We start from the raw sequence: 18,513 nt of genomic DNA on the forward strand, positions 1-18,513 counted from the left end.
GGAGGTAAGATCCCCATGAAAACCGTACGTTTGACCATGGCCCAGGCCCTGGTCCGGTTCCTGGAGAACCAGTACATCGAAGTGGACGGCGTACAGAACCGCTTCGTCCGCGGTGTGTTCATCATCCCCGGCCACGGCAACGTGGTGGGCCTCGGCCAGGCGCTGACCCAGGAGGCTAAGCACCTGGAAGTCTGGCACGGCCAGAACGAGCAGGGCATGGCCCAGGCTGCCGTGGCCTTCGCCAAGCAGATGAAGCGCAAGCAGATCTGCGTCGCCACCTCTTCCGTGGGCCCCGGCGCCGCCAACATGGTCACCGCCTGCGGCACCGCCACCGCCAACAACATCCCCCTGCTGGTGCTGCCCGGCGACGTGTATGCCTGCCGCCAGCCCGACCCCGTTCTGCAGCAGGTGGAGCAGACCCACAACCTGTCCATCTCCACCAACGACGCTTTCAAGGCCGTCTGCCGCTACTGGGACCGCGTCGTCCGTCCCGAGCAGCTGATGAGCGCCATGCTCTCCGCCTTCCGGGTGCTGACCGACCCCGCCAACACCGGCGCCGTCTGCGTTGCCATGCCCCAGGACGTAGAGGGCGAGGCCTATGACTATCCCGAGACCTTCTTCAAGAAGCGCGTGTGGCGTCTGGAGCGCCGCCCCGCCACCGAAGCCGCTCTGAACGACGCTGCCGAGGCCATCAAGAAGGCCAAGCGCCCCATGCTGATCTGCGGCGGCGGCGTCCGCTACTCCGAGGCGCACGAGGAGTTCCGCGCCTTCGCCGAGGCCACCGGCATTCCCTTCGCCGAGACCCAGGCGGGCAAGAGCGCCATCGAGTGGACCCATCCCCTGAACCTGGGCGGCGTGGGCGTCACCGGCTGCTCCGCTGCCAACGACATCGCCAAGAAGGCGGACCTGGTCATCGGCGTCGGCACCCGCTACACCGACTTTACCACCGCCTCCAAGTGGCTGTTCAAAGACAGCTGCAAGTTCGTCAACATCAACGTCTCCGAGTTCCAGGCCCTGAAGATGGAAGCTATCCCCGTGGTGGCTGACGCCAAGGACACCCTGCCCCGCCTGCTTGCCAAGCTGGACGGCTATAAGGCCCCCTACACCACCGAGGTGACCGCCGCCCGCGAGAAGTGGCAGAAGGAGCTGGACCGTCTGGACAGCATCGTCTTCGAGGACAAGAAGTCCTGGAAGCCCATCATCAACGACGCCAACGCCGACTCCGCCAAGCGGTTCGCCAAGGATCTGAACGCCGGCCTGTGCCAGACAACCGTTCTGGGCGCCATCAACCACATGATGAGCGAGGGCGACGTGGCCATCGGCGCCGCCGGCTCTCTGCCCGGCGACATGCAGCGCATGTGGCGTCCCACCGGCATCGACTGCTACAACATGGAGTACGGCTACTCCACCATGGGCTATGAGGTCGCCGGCGCTCTGGGCGTGAAGCTGGCCATCGGCGACAAGCGCGAGGTCTACGCCATGTGCGGCGACGGCAGCTTCAACATGCTGCACGGCGAGCTGGTGACCGCCGTCATGGAGCACAAGAAGATCAACATCTGCCTGTTCGACAACGCCTCCTTCGGCTGCATCAACAATCTGCAGGTGGGCCACGGCAACAAGACCCTGTGCACCGAGCTGCGCTTCCGCAATAAGGACGGCCTGTGCGGTGACTTCCTGAACATCGATTACGCAAAGGTGGCCGAGGGCTACGGGTGCAAGACCTACTCCATCCGCACCATGGAGGAGTTGGTCGCCGCTTTCGAGGACGCCAAGAAGGTCAAGAACGTCCCCGTTCTGTTCGACATCAAGGTCCTGCCCAAGACCATGACCGACGGCTACGGTTCCTGGTGGCGCGTGGGTGACACCGAGGTGTCCGAGCGCCAGGAGAATCTGGACGCCTACGCTAACCATCTGGAGCATGTGAAGGACGCCCGCAAGTATTGATTCTCGAGGGGGAGCAGGCTCCCCCTCGACCTCCCCCACCACCAGTCTGCGGACTGGTGAACGCCGCCCCCGGCGGCTGGGTCAAGGTATTTTCGCCACGTACACGCCGCGGCGAAAATGATTTCATTTTCTTCTTTTGCCTCCAGCAAAAGAACTGGGGAAACCCATGGTTTCCCCTAGCCCCCTTCCATAGGGCGGTATCCTAAATGTACAAATCCTACCACTTTATAAAAGAAAAGGAAGGTAAATAAACATGGATAAGGTTCTGAAAATCGGTATCATCGGCTGCGGCGCTATCGGCCGCGATCACTGCCGCCGCATCATCGAGACCGTCCCCGGCGCTACCGTCGTGGCTGTCTCCGACTATGTGGCCGCCGCCGCTGACGACACCGCTGCCAAGTATGGCATCCGCTCCTTCGGCAACGACTGCGACGGCATGATCAAGGACCCCGAGGTCGAGGCCGTTGTCATCACCTCCATCGACCCCACCCATCACGACTACGTCATGAAGACCCTGGCCGAGGAGAAGTGGTGCTTCTGCGAGAAGCCCCTGAGCCAGAACGCCAAGGACTGCGAGGACATCATCAACCGCGAGCTGGAGATCGGCAAGCGCCTGGTGCAGGTGGGCTTCATGCGTCACTATGACCGCGGCTACGCCGAGATGAAGCGCATCATCGACTCCGGTGAGCTGGGCGCTCCCCTGCTGATCAAGGCCTGCCACCGCAACGTCTCCCAGGGCCCGGGCTTCAAGACCGAGAACGGCGTCACCAACGTGGCCATCCACGAGCTGGACATCTGCCGCTGGCTGCTGGACGACGAGTACGAGGACGTGCAGTGCGTCAAGGTCCGTCAGTCTGCCAACTCCGACAAGGGCTATGACAACCCCCAGGTCATGCTGATGCGCACCAAGAAGGGCTGCTTCATCGACGTGGAGGTCCAGGTCGCCGATGGCTATGGCTATGACATCCAGTGCGAGGTCGTCTGCGAGAACGGCACCGTCAAGCTGCCCGATCCCTACGCTGTTGTCCGCCGCTCCCGTCCCGCCGGCTGGGATTCCGTGCAGCCCGCCGAGTCCATGCCCATCATGACCGACTGGAAAGAGCGCTTCATCGAGGCCTACGACATCGAGTTCTGCAAGTGGGTCGAGTCCGTCAACGCCGGCAAGCTGACCGGTCCCTCCGCCTGGGACGGCTATGTTGCCTGCGTCGCCGGTGACGCTCTGAACGCTTCCCGTGGCACCTCTCAGTTCCTGAAGGTGGAGACCATGGAGAAGCCGGAGATGTACAAGTAATCTCTCCAATTAAAAATGGAGGACCACACTGTGGTCCTCCATTTTTTATCTTTCTTGTTGTCACTCGATTTCAATATGCACCGACTCATGGAACTCCGGCTCTACCAGGCCGGGGATGTCCACCGCGTCGGTGAACCGGACGTCATCCGTATACTCCCGCAGCAGGGAGATGATGGCGGGGTGCGGCCGCTCATCGGGCCGCCGGGCCGCCACGCTGACAACCGCCGTCTTGGGGCGCATCATATCCACCATCTTCCGGGTGGTGGAGGACAGGCAGGCATGGTGGGGCACCTTCAGAATATCGCAGGGGGCAAGGGTGTCGTTGTCCCACACCACGGCGTAGGCGTCGCCGCCCAGAACGATGTCCTTCCCATGGTAATGCAGCCGCTGGCGCAGGCTGGAGACATTCATGCACTTGCCCCAGTGCATCAGGGCGTAACGGTCCCGCACGCCCCGGAAGGCGGCGTCGTAGACCTCCTTCTGCCGGGGGTACAGGGCCGGCTCGCCGCAGACGATCTCCAGGGTCAGGTCATCCGTCGGCCGGAGGACTTCCAGCTTGTCGCCGGGCAGCTCCACCAGCTCCCGCACCCGGCCGGGATGCTCCCGCAGGGCGGTGGCATAGATGTTCACGCACCGCAGCAGGTTCCGGGCCGCCTTGGGGAATTCCATGTCCTTATCCGGCTCCAGGTCCCGGCTGTCCGCCGGAGGAATGTAGGTGGCAATGAGCTTGTCCACCGTCACCGCCTCCAGCACCCGGCCAAGGCCGCCGATATGGTCCCGGTGAAAGTGGGTCAGGATGACCATGTCCAGATGGGTGATCCCCTGCTTTTTCAGGAAATCCCCGGCGTAGATCCGCTGGGACCGGGGGTCCAGTTCCGCCGAATGGTCATCCCGAATCAGGCTGTCGTGTCCGCAGTCCACCAGCGCGGCAAACCGCTGGACGCCGTTTTCCATATCTCGAATCAGGGTAGAGTCTCCGTTGCCAACGTTGATAAAATCCAGTACCAGCATACTTGTTCCCCCTGCGTTTGTTTTTTACAGGATACCACAATTGGTTGCACCTCCGCAACGAAAACAGTCCCGTGTGCTTTACAAATTTTTACTTCAAATTTTGACAAACTGACGAAGAAGCCGGGAGCGTTTCCGCTCCCGGCCCATTTGCTTTTTACAGTTTCCGCAGGGCATCCACCAGCGCGGTCTTGCCCTCGGTTTTGGCGTCCTTCATCTTGATGACACGGGCGGGGCTTCCCGCTACCACGGCGTTCTCCGGCACATCCTCAATGACCACCGCTCCGGCGGCCACCACGGAATTCTTGCCGATGTGGACGCCCTCGATGACCACGGCGTTGGCGCCCACCAGCACGCCGTCCTCCACGATGACGGGGGTGGCGGAGGCGGGCTCCACCACGCCGGCCAGCACAGCGCCGGCACCGATGTGGCAGTGGTCGCCCACGGTGGCCCGACCGCCCAGCACGACGCCCATGTCGATCATGGTGCCCTTGCCGATGACGGCGCCGATGTTGATGACGGCGCCCATCATAATGACGGCGCCCTCGCCGATCGTGACCTTCTCCCGGATGATGGCGCCGGGCTCGATACGGGCCTTGATGTTCTTCATGTCCAGCAGGGGCACGCCGGAGTTGCGGCGGTCGTTCTCCACCACGCAGTCAGTGATCTTGTCCGCGTTGGCCTCCAGAATAGGCTGGAGCTCGTTCCAGTCGGCGAACACGATGAAGCTGTTGTTTCCGCCAAAGACCTTGGCGGAGCCGAAATCCACGGGGGCGGTGGTGTTGACATAGACCTTTACCGGGGTCTTTTTCTCAGAATTGGCGATATAATCAATGATCTCCTGGGCGTTCATAATATTCCTACTCTTTCACATAAAATCAAGGTTTCTGCTGTTCAGAAAGTCTTTTGCGGGGAAAGCAGTTATTCATTAAAGTTCTTTTTGATTCTTTTTCTTTCAAGAAAAAGAGTCTCCAAATAAGATTTTTTGCAGGTCATAGACCCCGTTGGTTTTTCCCGGCAGCAGCCGGGCCATGTGCAGGGCGCCGTTCACAAAGATCTGGCGGCTGGCGGCTCGGTGGGTGAATTCCAGCTCCTCGTCGGGGCCGAAGAAGTGGACGGTGTGGGTGCCCGCCACGGTGCCGCCCCGCAGGGCATGAACGCCGATCTCGTCCTTCCCCCGCTTGCCGCAGTTCCCCTCCCGGCCATACACCGGGGTCAGGGCGTGGGCGGGGTCGATGGCCTCCAGCAGCAGCTTTGCGGTGCCGCTGGGTGCGTCGGCCTTCTGGTTGTGGTGGGTCTCGGTGAGTTCGATGTCAAAATCCGGCTTCAGCACGCCGGAGACCACCTCCAGCGCCCGGTACAGCACCGCGATGCCCAGAGAAAAATTGGCGCTCCACAGCACGGGGGCATAGGCGCCCAGGCTCTCCAGCTCCCCCTTTTGGGCGGGGGAGTAGCCGGTGGTGCCGGACAGCAGGGGCGTGCCGGTACGTTTCACATAAGCGCAGACGGCAGGCAGTGCCTCGGGCCGGGAGAAGTCGATGACCACGTCGGCCACTTTCCCGAAACCGGCCAGCTTTCCCAGGTCATCGTGACCGAAAGCGGCCACAATCTCGTCGCCGCCCGCCTGGGCAGTGGCTTCTATCAGCCTGCCCATTTTTCCCCGGCCGATCAGCAGAAATCTCACAGCAGGCCCGCCTCCTTCAAGCTGGCCCGGAGGATGGCCTGGTGCTCCTCGCTCATCTCACACAGGGGCAGCCGCATGGGGCCGACGTTCAGGCCCATCATGTTCATGGCGCTCTTGACGGGGATGGGGTTGACCTCGATAAACAGGTCGTTCATCAGCTTTAAGTACTTCAGGTGATTTTTCAGCGCCTGTGCCCGGTTGCCGCCCAGGTAATCCGCCACGATTTGGTGGCACATGGCGGGCATCACGTTGGCGTAGACGGAGATGACGCCGCTGCCGCCGATGCTCATGAGGGGCAGGGTGATGTCGTCATTGCCGGAGTACAGGGCGAAGTCCGGCCCGATGCAGTGGGCGATCTTCATGGCATAGGACATATCGCCGCTGGCCTCCTTGATGCCGGTGATATTGGGGTGCCGGCTCAGCTTCTCCACCACGGAAACCGGAATGGAACAGCCGGTGCGTCCGGGGACGTTATACAGCAGGCAGGGGATATGCACCGCGTCGGCGGTCTCCGCGAAGTGGCGGTACATGCCCTCGGGGTTGGCCTTGTTGTAGTAGGGGGAGATCAGCAGCAGGGCGTCGGCGCCCATGTCTTGATACAGAACGCTCTTTTCCAGCTGGGTAGACGTGCAGTTGGAGCCGCTGCCCACGATGACGGGCACCCGGCCGTTCACGACCTTGATGGTGTGCTCCACCACGGAGGCATCCTCCTCATGGCTCATGGTGGGATATTCGCCGGTGGTGCCCAGAGTCAGGATACCGTCGGTGCCCTCCGCGATCTGCCGCTCCAGCAGCTCGGTCAGGACCTCAAAATTGACGCTGCCGTCCTCGTGGAACGGGGTGATCATGGCAACGATGGAACCCTTGATGTTTTCAAACTTCATGTTGTGTGCCCTCCATACTTTCTTTCTTGGATAGGGTCTCTATCCCCCAAAGGTCTGACCGCTTTTTCGGACAGGCCAAAAATAAAAAGTCGGTAGAGGCACGCTCCTACCGACAGTACATGCACGCCCGATGGCGTCAGGCTCTGTAAGCGGATAGCGCACCTGCGGCCCGTGCCGCAGACAGTCCCGCGGGTATTCCCCCCGGCCCCACTCGCCGCCTGCGCCCAGGCGGAAAGTTCGGCGGATTTGCCCTCCCCACGTTCTCAGCCTGCCGGCTCCCGTGGGTCCATCGCATCCGCGCCTCTATCTCATTTTTGGCTATCATATCACCAACTGCTCCCGGTTGCAATAGAAATTTCCCAAAAAATCTACTTCTTTCCGCCCCGTTGTGTTATAGTAAATGCCAGAAACTTACCTCAGGAGGTCCCTCTATGTCTCAAACCGTCGTGAACCACCGCCGGGCCCTGCACCGCATCCCGGAACTGGACAGCCAACTGCCCGAAACCGCGGCCTATGTCCGGTCCGTGCTGGAGCCCCTGGGCTGCGCCCTGTCCAGCCCCATCCCCGGCAGCGTCTGCGCGTATTTTGACGCCGGGAAACCGGAAACCGTGGCCTTTCGTGCGGACATGGACGCCCTGCCGGTAACGGAGATCACGGGCCTGCCCTACGCCTCCGCCCATCCCGGAAAAATGCACGCCTGCGGTCACGACGGCCACACCGCCATGGCGCTGGCTCTGGCGGAATATGTGTCCGCCCACCGCTCCGAACTGCCCCGGAACGTGCTGTTCCTGTTCCAGCCCGCCGAGGAGACCACCGGCGGCGCCAAGGGGCTGTGCGAAAGCGGCATTCTGGAAGCCCATCACGTCACCCGTGTCTTCGGCCTGCACCTGTGGCCGAACCTGCCCGCCGGGCAGGTGTTCACCCGCCCCGGCCCCCTCATGGCCCGATCCAATGAGGTCACAGTGACCGTCACCGGAAAAAGCGTTCACCTCTCCCGGGCCAGTCAGGGCCGGGACGCCCTGACGGCGGGCGCCGAGTACCTCCGCCGGGCCTACGCCATGGTAGACACCCTGCCCCCGGAGGAACCCCGGGCGTTTCTGTTCGGCAAAATGACCTCCGGCACCGTCCGCAACGCCGTCAGCGGGAAAACGGTGCTGGAGGGGAGCCTCAGGACCTACCGGGAGGAGACGTACCGTTTTTGCAAGGAGCAGCTGGAGGCCATCGGCCAGGACCTTGCCGCCGGGACCGGCTGCGGCGTGGAGGTCTATCTCAACGAGGGCTACCCGGCGGTCTGGAACCATGAGGGGCTGTATGAAACGGTCTGTGATGCCCTCGGCCCCGACGCTCCCTCCCTGCTGGACGCTCCCGCCCTGGCGGCGGAGGACTTCTCCTTCTACCAGCGGGCCGTGCCCGGGGTGTTCTTCTTCCTGGGCGTCGGGCAGACGCCGGAGCTCCACGCGCCGGACTTCTGCTTCGACGACGAAACGGTCCTGCCGAAGGGCGTGGAATTTTTGAAAGAGCTGCTTTTCATGGCGTAAAAAAGGGCTGCCGTCCTGCGGGACGGCAGCCCTTTGGCGCTTACAGCGTCTTGATGAACTTTTCGACCCGGTCCAGGCCCTCTTTCAAATCCTCGTCGGAGTAGCAGTAGCTCAGGCGCATATAGCCCTCGCAGTCGAAGTAGCAGCCGGGGATCAGCCCCACCAGGCCCTCCTTCAGCATCTTCTCGCAGAAGGTCAGGGAGTCCATCCCAAACTTCTTGATGTTGATGAACATGTAGAAGGCGCCCTCCGGCTCCTGGACCTCCAGGCCCATGTCGGTGAGCCGCTTATACACATAGTCCCGGCGCTTGCGGAAGATCTCCACCATGCCGCTGGTGTCGCTCTCCAGCGCCGCCACGCAGGCGGGCTGGACAAAGGAGGGCGCGGAGACCACCATGTACTGGTGGAAGATCTGCATCCGGTCCCGGATGGGGGCGTCCGCCAGGCAGTAGCCCAGGCGCCAGCCGGTCATGGCATAGGGCTTGGAGAAGCTGTTGATGACGATGATGCGGTCCCGCATATCCTGATACTCGGAGAAGCTGTGGTAATCCTCCGTATAGACCAGAGTGCGGTACACATCGTCGCACAGGACGAAGATGGGCTTATCCACCAGGATGTCGTGGATGGCGTCCAGGGTCTCCTTGGTGTAGATACAGCCGGTGGGGTTGTTGGGAGAGGTCAGGATAATGGCCTTGGTCTTTTCATTGATGGCGGCCTTCAGCGCCTCCGGGTCCACCTGGAAGTGGTTGTCCTCGGTGGGCAGGTTCACCGGCACGCCCCGGCACAGCCGGGTGATGGAAGCGTACAGGCTGAAAGAGGGCGTGGGGATGATGACCTCATCGCCGGGATTCAGCACGGTGGCAAGCGCGATATGCAGGCTCTCCGTGGCGCCGATGGTCAGGATGATCTCCTCGGGGTCATAGTGCAGGCCGTGGGCCTTTTCCTCAAATTTGGAGATAGCCTCCAGCATATAAGGATAGCCGTTGCCGGGAGGATAGTGGGTATCGTTGGCGTCCAGCGCGGCCTTGGCGGCCTCCTTCACCACGTCCGGGGTATTCTGGTCCGGCTCGCCGATGGTCAGGGCACAGGCGCCGGGGGTATCCCGCACCAGGAAGGTAAACCGGCGGATACCGGACAGTTCCTCACCGAGCACGGCGTTATTCAGCTTCAATTCCATGCGTTTCACGCTCCTAAGTTTGAATAAAATCAGTATAGGCGTGAAAAAAGAGGATGTCAATGCGGATTTTGCCAAAAAAGGCGGCCCTTCCTTTCGGAAAGGCCGTCTTTTGAGGATGGGATTCAGGCGTTGGCCGCAATGTCCGCCAGTTCTTCCGGCGGGGTCTCCCCGTTGAACCAGAAGCCGGTGGCGGTGACGATGCCATTCACCGGGAAGGACGCCGTCTCCAGCACGTAGGTGTACCAGATGTGGTCGCCCTTGTCCATCAGCACCGCCCGGGGCGTATCCGCCGCGTTGAAGTCCAGATACCCGAGGCCGTGCTCCATGCGGACGTAATAGTGGGTGTTGCCGTCGATGACGGCGGTGCGGATCTCGGCGATGGTGCCGTTATCCACCTGCTGCTCCCCGATCAGGGAGCTCTCCCCCGCCGCGATCAGCCCGGCGTGGGCCAGAGCCTGGCGGTAGGCCGCCTCGCACTCCGCCACGGTGCCGCCGGTCTCCACCAGCTGATACTGCTGGACGTTGACCATGGCGTACATCTTCACCAGGCCGTCGGCGCCCTTCAGGGCCATGAAGTAGGTGGGCTGGTCGGCGATATTCAGCAGCAGCGGGAAGGTGGCCTCATAGCGCATCTGCTGCACCTGGCTCTGGGCGGAGTCCATGGCAGAGGTCTCCGTGGCGCCGGCGCAGGGGTAGAAGTGGGTCTCCTTGGTCCGCTGGTTGGTGAGGATGAAGCCGATGTTGGACTGGTCGGAGGTGACGGAGGTGACGCCGGTGTACATGTACACGTCGTCGTTGATGGCGATATAGTTGTAGCCGTCCGTGGTCAGCGTCACATCCCGCTGGCCGAACAGGGAGTTGATGAAGCCGTTGTGGTACATCCCATAGTAGTCGTACTGGTCCATGATGATCCTGGAGGAGTACACCCGGTCCACCCAGGAGGGCACCTGCTCGTAATACTCGCTCTCGCCGGTGACGGCGTTGACCAGCACGGCGCCCTTGATGTCCGTGCCGCCGAAGAGTCCGATGGTCTTGACGATGCGGGAGCAGACCCAGTAGGGCGTGCCCTCCTCGTCGATCTCAAACACCGGCTCGTCGAACATCATGGTGGGATAGTGGAACCGCAGATAGCGGTACAGGTTCCGGCCGAAATGCTCCGCCGTGGTGTACTTCATCCCCTGGTTCAGCCGGACCACCTCCGCCTCCTGGGTCACCATGTCGATGACGATATAGGCGGGCAGGCCGTTGGTGCGGTTGGTGAACCACTTGATGATGTCGCCGTAGGCCAGGGAGGTGACCCGCACGGGGCGGCCCTGGTAGTTGATCTGGGTGTAGGAGGGCAAAATCTCGAACTGGGACACCATGTCGGACAATTCGCCCAGCTTCCGGCTGCCCAGGCGGGCGGCGGAGTCGGCGTCCAGCATGGGGATCTGGTCGTAGCTGATCTCCTCCACCTCGGCGGTGAAGTCGCCGCTCTCGATGGGCAGCAGCTGGCTGTACGCCCCCGCCCGCAGCACCACCCAAGAGCTGATGGCGCCGATGGCGATGGCGGCGATCAGGGCGATGAACGCCAGGAAGGGGATGGTGCACTGCTTCTTGACAAAGTGGACATACCCCTTGACACCCTCCCCCTGGAAGCCAGAGGTCACCACGGCGCAGACGCAGTACACCGCGCACAGCAGGAAGGCAAAGACGTAAAACTCCTCGGCGTGGAGGTTGATGGCCGGCAGCTCCACATAGAAATACGCCAGGCCGAACACCAGCGTCACCGCCAGGTTGATGAGGGTCCGGGTAAAGGCGTTGCCGATGGCCTTCCGGGGCTTGCGGGGCCGCTTGGGCGGCGGTGTGTAGTTCTGGCCGGTCTCACCGGCGGCCGGATTGAAGCCGCCGAACGCGCCGCCGTCAAAGCCGCCGAAATTGAATGAAAACGGCATGAAATATGCTCCCTTCTTCAGATGGTCTTTCTATTTGTTAAAATTCAAATTAACGATGATATTTATGATACACGAAAAGTATGAACAAATCAAGTTTCCCCCTGCGTTGAAAAATTTATCCCCACTCACCTCGCCGCTTTCTTTTTCCTTCTCTCCATGATACAATATAGAAAACGCTCCCGCCACGTACAGAAAGGAGATGCCATGAAGCTCACACCGCTGGAACGCCGAAAGGTTCGGCTGCTTCTGATACTTCTGGGCCTACTCCTGTTTTTGGCGACAGTACTTTCCCTCCGCGAGCATCATACGGAGGAGCCGCAGTGGGATACCTTGCCCTATGTAGAAGTAAACGGTGTCAAGTACCTACCCTCCTCCCACGGCGTAGTTTTTGATGAATGCCCGACGGGTTTTGTCTATGGCGGAGATACGAAACTGGACGGTCAGAATACTCCCTACTATGTCAATCCGGCAGTGCCTGAATGGGTCTACCTCTATCAGACGTGCTACAATCAATGGACACGAGAGTATTATCCGGCCTACGTCCGCTATGTGGAGGAGACCCTGCGTGGACTGGAGTTGCTGCGGTGCAACGGGCAGCTGTATGCCCGCCTACTGGATATAGATTACCTGCTCCTTGATTCAGCCTATCAGCGGGACGCAGCGCTGGTGAAACGGTTTGACGACGCGGATACCCGCTATGGCTGGCGGTTCGAGGGTGCGGCTCCGGCAGGCTTCTCTCCGCTGGACGTCACGGTATTTGACGGCTATGACACCATCCCATCCTCGGAGCTGGGCGTCAATTCCCTTGGGAAAAGGCAGGTCTGGCGTTCCTCCGCCGAGCCGGACGTGCTGCTGGTGGGGGACTCTTGGTACACCCACACGTCTCAGGAAAGCGGTCAAACACGGCACGACGGCTTTCAGGTATATATCCGCTTTGATTTTCAAAATTGACACAAACAGTCCCCTGCCGCAGCGCGGCAGGGGACTGTTTCTTATTTCGTGACGCAGAGCTTGTCATCCTCCACGGTGAGGCGGGCGGTGTCGCCCTCCTTGAGGGTGCCGTCCAGCATCTTTTCCGCCACGGCGTCCTCCACCTTGCTCTGGATGGCCCGGCGCAGGGGACGGGCGCCGTATTTGGGGTCGAAGCCCTCCTTGGCAAGCTCGGCCACGGCCTCATCGCTGGCGTCCAGGTGGATGCCCATGGTCTCCATCCGGGCGGAGACGGTCCGCAGCATCCGGCGGGCCACCTCGCGGATATCATCCTCGCTCAGGGCGCGGAACACGATGATGTCGTCGATGCGGTTCAGGAACTCGGGGCGGAAGGTCTGGCGCAGCTCGCCCATGACGGTCTCCTTCGCCCGCTCGAAGGCCTTTTCCGCGTCGGGATCATGGTGCTCCTCGGCGGAGAAGCCCAGCTTCGCCCCGGCGGCGGTCAGCGCCTTGGCGCCGATGTTGCTGGTCATGACGATGACCGTGTTCTTAAAGTCCACGGTGCGGCCCTGGGAATCGGTAATGCGGCCGTCGTCCAGAATCTGCAGCAGGATGTTCCACACATCCTCGTGGGCCTTTTCGATCTCGTCGAACAGCACCACGGAGTAGGGCTTGCGGCGGACCTTCTCAGTGAGCTGGCCACCCTCCTCATGGCCCACATAGCCGGGAGGAGAACCGATGAGGCGGGACACCGTGTGCCGCTCCATGTACTCGGACATGTCGATGCGGATCATGGCGTTCTCGTCGCCGAACATGGCCTCGGCCAGGGACTTGCACAGCTCGGTCTTGCCTACGCCGGTGGGTCCCAGGAAGAGGAAGGAGCCGATGGGCCGCTTGGGGTCTTTCAATCCCACACGGCCACGGCGGATGGCACGGGCCACAGCCTTGACAGCCTCGTCCTGGCCCACGACCCGCTCATGGAGGGTATCCTCCATGTGCAGCAGGCGCTGGCCCTCGTCCTCGGTAAGCCGGGTGACGGGGATGCCGGTCCAGCCGGACACCACGGCGGCGATGTCCTCCGCGGTGACGGGCCGGTGCTGGGTATTGTTTTTGCGGCGCTTGTCCCGCTCCATCTCCACCTGGTCCTGATAGTTCTTCTCAATGTCACGGAGCTGGGCTGCGGTCTCGTAATCCTGCCGCTGGATGGCGGCTTCCTTATCCTTGGCCAGCGCCGCGATCTTCTCCTCCAGGCTCTTCAGCTCGGGAGAAATTTCCTCCGTCTCCATGCGGACACGGGACGCGGCCTCGTCCATCAGGTCGATGGCCTTGTCGGGCAGGAAGCGGTCGTTGATATACCGGGCGGACAGGGACACGGCGGCCTCCAGGGCCTCGTCGGTAATGGTCAGCTTGTGGTGCTGCTCATATTTCTCCCGCAGGCCCTTCAAAATCTCCAGAGAGGCCTCCTGTGTCGGCTCGCCCACCGTCACCGGCTGGAACCGGCGCTCCAGGGCGGCGTCCTTTTCGATATACTTGCGGTACTCGTTCAGAGTGGTGGCGCCGATGACCCGAATTTCGCCCCGGCCCAGGGCGGGCTTGATGATGTTGGCGGCGTCCACGGCGCCCTCGGCGGAGCCGGCACCCACGATGGTGTGCAGCTCGTCGATGAACAGAATGACGTCGCCGGACTTCTTGACCTCCTCCAGGGCCTTCTTGATGCGCTCCTCGAACTCGCCCCGGTACTTGGTGCCCGCCACCATGCCGGAGAGGTCCAGGGACAAAATCTTCTTGTCCAGCAGGTCGTCGGGCACGTCGCCCATGACGATCTTCCGGGCCAGGCCCTCGGCGATGGCGGTCTTGCCCACGCCGGGCTCACCGATGAGGCAGGGGTTGTTCTTGCTCCGGCGGGACAAAATCTGGATGACCCGCTGAATTTCAGCGTCCCGCCCAATCACAGGGTCCAGCTTGCCCGCCCGGGCGTCGGCGGTGAGGTCCCGGGTGAACTCCTTCAGGGTCTTGTTCTTCCCGCTGTCCTCCTTGGCGGCGGCAGCGGCGGCCTTGGCTTGACTGGCCTGGCCCCGGGGCGTCTCGTTCAGCTTCTGCATAAGGGCGGTGTACAGGTGCTTGGCGTCCACACCGGCGGTGCGCAGGATGCGGACGGCCATGTTGTTGCCCTCCCGCAGGATGCCCGCCAGCAGATGCTCAGTGCCGATATAGTTGTAGCCGCCCCGGACGGAATCCTCCATGGCGATCTCCACCACCCGCTTTGCACGGGGGGTGAGGCCCTGGGCGGGGTTGCTGCCGGGCAGCCCCGCTCCCACGCTCTTCTTGATGATCTCCACGATCATGTCGTCGGTCAGGCCAGCCTCGGTGAGGACCTCATGGGCCGTGCCCTCTTCCTCCCGGATCAGGCCCAGCAGCAGGTGCTCGGTGCCAACGTATCCGTGGCCCAGCTCCCCCGCCGCCTCCTGGGAAAGCCGCAGGGCTTCCTCTGCCCTGGGCGTGAATTTATTTTCATTCATAGTTGTTTACCTTCCTTTCGTTGAGGAAAGTCCTGTTTACTTGCTTTCCTTTTTGTGGTCGGCCTCCAGCTGGTGGATCTGGTCCCGCAGCTCGGCGGCCCGCTCAAAGTTCTCCTGGTGAACAGCCTTCTTCATCTCCATTTTCAGGGCGTTCATCTGGCGCATGTAGGCGAAGCGGCTCTGCTCCTCCTGGTTCACCAGGTCGTCGGCCTTCTGCTGCTCCTGCTCCACGGGAGACGCGCACAGGGCGGGCATCTCGCTGAAGAAGTCGTCAAAGGGGTCCTCCAGCATCCAGTTCCGCCGGCCCATCAGGGTAGGCACGGGAGAGAAGAAATCGTCAAAGAAACTGTTTCCGAAGAGGCTGTTCCCGAAGAAGTTCTGCATCATCCGCTGACTGTGGGCGGCGATCTTCTGGGTGTAGCCCAGCTTCTCGGCGCACTCGGAGCAAAGGTGCTTCTCGGTGACCTGGCCGTTGATGTTGCTTTGATAAACAAAGGTAACTTCATTCTTACCGCAATTCTCGCATTTCATAAATAACACCCTCCAATATATAGAAAAAATTTTTGTGAACTGGTTTTGTGCGGTCCCGGTCTTACACCTGCAAGATCAGAACCTGCTTCATAATATCCGCCCGCACGCTGTCCCGGTTCTCCCGGGGCACGGCCCCCAGGGCCTTGTCGCCCACGGCGGCCAGCAGCGCCCGGCCGACGTCCTCGCTCAGCGCCCCGGAGTGCACCAGGTTGCTGAGGATGGCCCGTGCCGACGGCAGGTCCACCCGGTCGCCCAGGGAATTGATGACATGCATCAAAAGCGTCTGCCGGTCCACCTGGACCCGTGTGATGCGGATATATCCATTTCCGCCCCGGCGGCTCTCCACGATGTAGCCCCGCTCCGGGGAAAAGCGGGTACTCATCACGTAGTTGATCTGGCTGGGTACGCAGTTGAAGCGCTGGGCCAGGTCGTTGCGCTGGACCTCCAGCACACCGTTCTCCGCCTCATCCAGGCTCTCCTGAAGGAAGCTGGCGATCAAATCCGAAATACCCACTTGGTGACCATCCCTTTCTGACGAACGTCATTGTCTATTTGACTTTGACTTTCTTTAACCTTTTGTTCTGACGCTAGTATAACACTCCGCCGCAAAATGTCAATAGGTATTTTTGACTTTCTTTGACCATTTTTGAAAACAAATTGTGAACGGCGTTTTTCTCATCTCCGCTAATTTTTTAACGGGATATGCTTGCTTTTTCAAAATTGTATGGTAAAATGAGAATCACAAATCTTATGGAGGTGCTTCCCATGGCTTACAAAATCACTTCTGCCTGCGTGAGCTGTGGCTCCTGCGCGGACGTTTGCCCCGCCGGTGCTATCAGCCAGGGTGATGACCAGTACGTCATCGACGCTGCCGCTTGCCTGGACTGCGGTTCCTGCAGCGACACCTGCCCCAACGGCGCCATCGTCCCCGAGGAATAATCTAAAAGGGATACATAAAAGTCCCGCAGGCCTGCGCCTGCGGGATTTTTTGTGTTCAGGCCCGGGGCGCCGCATCCCTCCATCTTGCGCTCCCGGCGCCTTTCCGGTATAATCATATCATCTTTTTTCCGGGAGGCGGCTTATGGAACACTGGGAAGCGCTCTGCCATGGCGGTTACCGCTTCGTCTATGACGACGCCCTCTTCCGCCCCGGCACGGACACGTTCCTGCTCTCCTCCCTGCCCCGGCTGAAGCCCGGCCTCCGGGCCGTTGACCTGGGCTGCGGCACGGGCCTGCTGGGTCTGCTTTTGCTGCAGAGGCAGCCGGACATTGCCGTCACCAGCATTGACATTCAGCCCGCCGCCATCCGCCTGGCGGAAAGGGCGGCGGCGGAAAACGGGCTGGCGGACCGCCTTATTTTCCAAACCGCCGACCTGCGGGACGCAAAAAGCCTGTTTCCCACCGGCGGGTTTGACCTTGCGGTCTGCAACCCGCCCTATTACCCGCCCGCCAGCGGCGCCCTGTCCGGCGACGGTGCCCGGCGCACCGCCCGCAGTGAAGTGGCCTGCACCCTGGAGGACGTTTGCCGCGCCGCGTCGTATCTGCTCCGCTGGGGCGGCAGCTTCTGTCTGGTCCACAAACCGGAACGGCTGACAGATCTACTCTGCGCCCTGCGGGAAAGCGGCCTGGAACCGAAGCGGCTGCGGTTCGTCTGCAAGACCGCGGGCAGCGCCCCCTCCCTGGTGCTGGCGGAGGCCCGTCGGGGTGGCAGGCCGGGCCTTACCATCGAACCGTCTCTGATTTTACAGACAGCGGACGGCGCTCCCACCGCCGAGGTGGACGCCATCTATTTCAGACAACAGGAGGACACGCCATGAGCGGCACGCTCTATCTGGTCGCCACCCCCATCGGCAACCTGGGGGACTTCTCCCCCCGGGCCGTGGAGACGCTGGAGGCCGTGGACTTTATTGCGGCGGAGGACACCCGTGTGTCCGTGAAGCTGCTGAACCACTTTAATATCAAAAAGCCCCTGGTCAGCTACCATGAGCACAACCACGTCACCGCCGGGCAGTCGATCCTTGCCCGCCTGCTGGCAGGGGAGTCCTGCGCCCTGGTGACGGACGCCGGGACCCCCGCCATCTCCGACCCCGGCGAGGACCTGGTGCGGCTGTGCGCCGAAAACGGCGTGGAGGTATTGTCCATCCCCGGCTGCTGCGCGGCGGTAAACGCCCTGGCGGTCAGCGGGCTGCCCACCGGGCGGTTCACCTTCGAGGGCTTCCTGACGGTCAACAAGAAAAGCCGCCGGGAACGGCTGGACAGCCTGAAAGTCGAGGAGCGCACCATGATCTTCCATGAGGCCCCCCACAAGCTGCGGACGACGCTGGAGGACCTGTGCGCCGCCTTCGGCCCGGAGCGGCGGGTGGCGCTGTGCCGGGAGCTGACAAAGCTCCATGAGGAGACCGTCCGCACCACCCTGGGCGAAGCTGTGACGTATTACGCCGGGAACACCCCCAAGGGGGAATACGTGCTGGTAGTGGCCGGTGCGGAGCCGGCGGAGGCCCCGGCTGTCACCCTGGAGGACGCCGTGGCCCAGGTGCTGGCCTTAAAGGAACAGGGCATGCGCCTGAAGGACGCCGCCAAAGAGGTAGCAGAGCACACCGGGCTCTCCAAAAACGATCTCTACGCCGCCGCGCTGGAGCAATGACATCAAAAAAACACGCCTCTGTGGTACCTGACCACAGAGGCGTTACGTTTTATTCTGCCTTATCTATTTGAGCGTGGCAGCACTCACAGGCTTTTGAGCTCCTTCAGACACTTGGGACATACGTTCTTCCCCTTGAACACCGTAATGTCCTTGGTGGCATCGCAGAAAATGCAGCTGGGCTTGTATTTTTTCAGAATGACGGACGAGCCCTCAACATAGATTTCCAGTGCATCCTTTTCCGCAATATCCAGCGTGCGGCGCATCTCAATGGGAAGCACGATACGCCCAAGCTCATCGACTTTCCTCACAATACCGGTAGATTTCACAGCGATTCCCCTTTCCTGTATTTCCCTCTGGCTTTTCTAAACATACCACATTCCGTCAGAATATGTCAATTCAAATCCTAAAATTTAAGATTTCGTTCATAAAT

General features: G+C 61.4%; 17 protein-coding genes and 1 riboswitch. Of the genes, 7 read left to right on the plus strand and 10 right to left on the minus strand.

Annotation, left to right across the window (positions count from 1 at the left end; all coding sequences use genetic code 11):
• Positions 1-15 precede the first annotated feature (15 nt).
• Both iolD and JQM68_RS04865 read left to right on the plus strand, forming a co-directional pair.
• The gene (gene iolD / locus JQM68_RS04860; RefSeq protein WP_235221844.1) at positions 16-1,944 is read left to right on the plus strand and encodes a 3D-(3,5/4)-trihydroxycyclohexane-1,2-dione acylhydrolase (decyclizing); all 1,929 of its coding nucleotides are present in this window, start codon (positions 16-18) and stop codon (positions 1,942-1,944) included.
• 253 nt (positions 1,945-2,197) lie between these two features.
• On the plus strand, positions 2,198-3,235 hold the full coding sequence (locus JQM68_RS04865; protein ID WP_235221845.1) for a Gfo/Idh/MocA family protein: 1,038 nt from the start codon (positions 2,198-2,200) through the stop codon (positions 3,233-3,235).
• A 60-nt stretch (positions 3,236-3,295) separates the two neighbouring features.
• Here JQM68_RS04865 and JQM68_RS04870 read toward each other — a convergent pair whose 3' ends face one another.
• The 4 genes from JQM68_RS04870 to dapA all read right to left on the minus strand — a co-directional run bounded on the left by JQM68_RS04870 (position 3,296) and on the right by dapA (position 6,811).
• Positions 3,296-4,246 (minus strand): ComEC/Rec2 family competence protein, encoded by a 951-nt coding sequence (locus JQM68_RS04870; protein ID WP_235221846.1) that lies wholly within the window; start codon positions 4,244-4,246, stop codon positions 3,296-3,298.
• A 154-nt stretch (positions 4,247-4,400) separates the two neighbouring features.
• Positions 4,401-5,096 carry a 2,3,4,5-tetrahydropyridine-2,6-dicarboxylate N-acetyltransferase gene (gene dapD, locus JQM68_RS04875; RefSeq protein ID WP_235221847.1) on the minus strand — a complete coding sequence of 232 codons (696 nt, stop codon included), beginning with the start codon at positions 5,094-5,096 and terminating at the stop codon, positions 4,401-4,403.
• A gap of 102 nt (positions 5,097-5,198) precedes the next feature.
• The gene (dapB, locus tag JQM68_RS04880; protein WP_235221848.1) at positions 5,199-5,927 is read right to left on the minus strand and encodes a 4-hydroxy-tetrahydrodipicolinate reductase; all 729 of its coding nucleotides are present in this window, start codon (positions 5,925-5,927) and stop codon (positions 5,199-5,201) included.
• Positions 5,924-6,811, minus strand: coding sequence for a 4-hydroxy-tetrahydrodipicolinate synthase (gene dapA, locus JQM68_RS04885; RefSeq protein WP_235221851.1), 888 nt, complete (start codon positions 6,809-6,811; stop codon positions 5,924-5,926). Before dapA ends, dapB begins: the two co-directional genes overlap by 4 nt.
• A gap of 146 nt (positions 6,812-6,957) precedes the next feature.
• A riboswitch (Lysine riboswitch) is annotated at positions 6,958-7,125 on the minus strand.
• Positions 7,126-7,242: 117 nt separating this feature from the next.
• On the opposite strand from dapA, the gene JQM68_RS04890 reads away from it, so the two are divergent.
• Complete coding sequence (locus tag JQM68_RS04890) at positions 7,243-8,349, plus strand: M20 metallopeptidase family protein (RefSeq protein WP_235221852.1); 1,107 nt, start codon at positions 7,243-7,245, stop codon at positions 8,347-8,349.
• Between the two features lie 40 nt (positions 8,350-8,389).
• Here the strand turns inward: JQM68_RS04890 and JQM68_RS04895 are convergent, their stop codons facing one another.
• A complete protein-coding gene (locus tag JQM68_RS04895; protein ID WP_235221853.1) occupies positions 8,390-9,526 on the minus strand; it encodes a pyridoxal phosphate-dependent aminotransferase in 1,137 nt (378 codons plus the stop codon).
• 122 nt (positions 9,527-9,648) lie between these two features.
• The gene (locus JQM68_RS04900) at positions 9,649-11,460 is read right to left on the minus strand and encodes a CvpA family protein (RefSeq protein ID WP_235221854.1); all 1,812 of its coding nucleotides are present in this window, start codon (positions 11,458-11,460) and stop codon (positions 9,649-9,651) included.
• 204 nt (positions 11,461-11,664) lie between these two features.
• On the opposite strand from JQM68_RS04900, the gene JQM68_RS04905 reads away from it, so the two are divergent.
• Positions 11,665-12,411, plus strand: coding sequence for a hypothetical protein (locus JQM68_RS04905; protein ID WP_235221855.1), 747 nt, complete (start codon positions 11,665-11,667; stop codon positions 12,409-12,411).
• Between the two features lie 41 nt (positions 12,412-12,452).
• Here the strand turns inward: JQM68_RS04905 and JQM68_RS04910 are convergent, their stop codons facing one another.
• The 3 genes from JQM68_RS04910 to JQM68_RS04920 all read right to left on the minus strand — a co-directional run bounded on the left by JQM68_RS04910 (position 12,453) and on the right by JQM68_RS04920 (position 15,954).
• The gene (locus tag JQM68_RS04910) at positions 12,453-14,909 is read right to left on the minus strand and encodes an ATP-dependent Clp protease ATP-binding subunit (RefSeq protein WP_235221856.1); all 2,457 of its coding nucleotides are present in this window, start codon (positions 14,907-14,909) and stop codon (positions 12,453-12,455) included.
• A 36-nt stretch (positions 14,910-14,945) separates the two neighbouring features.
• Positions 14,946-15,440: a UvrB/UvrC motif-containing protein gene (locus JQM68_RS04915; RefSeq protein ID WP_235221857.1), complete on the minus strand. Its 495-nt coding sequence runs from the start codon at positions 15,438-15,440 to the stop codon at positions 14,946-14,948.
• Between the two features lie 61 nt (positions 15,441-15,501).
• Positions 15,502-15,954 carry a CtsR family transcriptional regulator gene (locus JQM68_RS04920; protein WP_235221859.1) on the minus strand — a complete coding sequence of 151 codons (453 nt, stop codon included), beginning with the start codon at positions 15,952-15,954 and terminating at the stop codon, positions 15,502-15,504.
• Between the two features lie 251 nt (positions 15,955-16,205).
• Here JQM68_RS04920 and JQM68_RS04925 point away from each other — a divergent pair, with 251 nt between their 5' ends.
• The 3 genes from JQM68_RS04925 (at position 16,206) to rsmI (ending at position 18,083) form a co-directional block, all read left to right on the plus strand.
• The gene (locus JQM68_RS04925; protein WP_022290311.1) at positions 16,206-16,379 is read left to right on the plus strand and encodes a DUF362 domain-containing protein; all 174 of its coding nucleotides are present in this window, start codon (positions 16,206-16,208) and stop codon (positions 16,377-16,379) included.
• 142 nt (positions 16,380-16,521) lie between these two features.
• The gene (locus tag JQM68_RS04930) at positions 16,522-17,256 is read left to right on the plus strand and encodes a tRNA1(Val) (adenine(37)-N6)-methyltransferase (RefSeq protein WP_235221861.1); all 735 of its coding nucleotides are present in this window, start codon (positions 16,522-16,524) and stop codon (positions 17,254-17,256) included.
• Positions 17,253-18,083: a 16S rRNA (cytidine(1402)-2'-O)-methyltransferase gene (gene rsmI, locus JQM68_RS04935; RefSeq protein WP_235221863.1), complete on the plus strand. Its 831-nt coding sequence runs from the start codon at positions 17,253-17,255 to the stop codon at positions 18,081-18,083. The genes JQM68_RS04930 and rsmI overlap by 4 nt, the downstream gene beginning before the upstream one ends.
• Before the next feature lie 83 nt (positions 18,084-18,166).
• Here the strand turns inward: rsmI and JQM68_RS04940 are convergent, their stop codons facing one another.
• Complete coding sequence (locus JQM68_RS04940; protein WP_235221864.1) at positions 18,167-18,409, minus strand: AbrB/MazE/SpoVT family DNA-binding domain-containing protein; 243 nt, start codon at positions 18,407-18,409, stop codon at positions 18,167-18,169.
• Positions 18,410-18,513 lie beyond the last annotated feature (104 nt).

This window comes from Oscillibacter valericigenes (genome assembly GCF_021531435.1).
Lineage (GTDB): Bacteria > Bacillota > Clostridia > Oscillospirales > Oscillospiraceae > Oscillibacter > Oscillibacter valericigenes_B.

What these genes read in the sequence shown, in the direction of transcription:
- iolD (WP_235221844.1), top strand. Translation starts at nt 16, where the DNA reads ATGAAAACCGTACGTTTGACCATGGCCCAGGCCCTGGTCCGGTTCCTG.
- JQM68_RS04865 (WP_235221845.1), top strand. Translation starts at nt 2,198, where the DNA reads ATGGATAAGGTTCTGAAAATCGGTATCATCGGCTGCGGCGCTATCGGC.
- JQM68_RS04870 (WP_235221846.1), bottom strand. Translation starts at nt 4,246, where the DNA reads ATGCTGGTACTGGATTTTATCAACGTTGGCAACGGAGACTCTACCCTG.
- dapD (WP_235221847.1), bottom strand. Translation starts at nt 5,096, where the DNA reads ATGAACGCCCAGGAGATCATTGATTATATCGCCAATTCTGAGAAAAAG.
- dapA (WP_235221851.1), bottom strand. Translation starts at nt 6,811, where the DNA reads ATGAAGTTTGAAAACATCAAGGGTTCCATCGTTGCCATGATCACCCCG.
- JQM68_RS04890 (WP_235221852.1), top strand. Translation starts at nt 7,243, where the DNA reads ATGTCTCAAACCGTCGTGAACCACCGCCGGGCCCTGCACCGCATCCCG.
- JQM68_RS04895 (WP_235221853.1), bottom strand. Translation starts at nt 9,526, where the DNA reads ATGGAATTGAAGCTGAATAACGCCGTGCTCGGTGAGGAACTGTCCGGT.
- JQM68_RS04900 (WP_235221854.1), bottom strand. Translation starts at nt 11,460, where the DNA reads ATGCCGTTTTCATTCAATTTCGGCGGCTTTGACGGCGGCGCGTTCGGC.
- JQM68_RS04905 (WP_235221855.1), top strand. Translation starts at nt 11,665, where the DNA reads ATGAAGCTCACACCGCTGGAACGCCGAAAGGTTCGGCTGCTTCTGATA.
- JQM68_RS04910 (WP_235221856.1), bottom strand. Translation starts at nt 14,909, where the DNA reads ATGAATGAAAATAAATTCACGCCCAGGGCAGAGGAAGCCCTGCGGCTT.
- JQM68_RS04915 (WP_235221857.1), bottom strand. Translation starts at nt 15,440, where the DNA reads ATGAAATGCGAGAATTGCGGTAAGAATGAAGTTACCTTTGTTTATCAA.
- JQM68_RS04925 (WP_022290311.1), top strand. Translation starts at nt 16,206, where the DNA reads ATGGCTTACAAAATCACTTCTGCCTGCGTGAGCTGTGGCTCCTGCGCG.
- JQM68_RS04930 (WP_235221861.1), top strand. Translation starts at nt 16,522, where the DNA reads ATGGAACACTGGGAAGCGCTCTGCCATGGCGGTTACCGCTTCGTCTAT.
- rsmI (WP_235221863.1), top strand. Translation starts at nt 17,253, where the DNA reads ATGAGCGGCACGCTCTATCTGGTCGCCACCCCCATCGGCAACCTGGGG.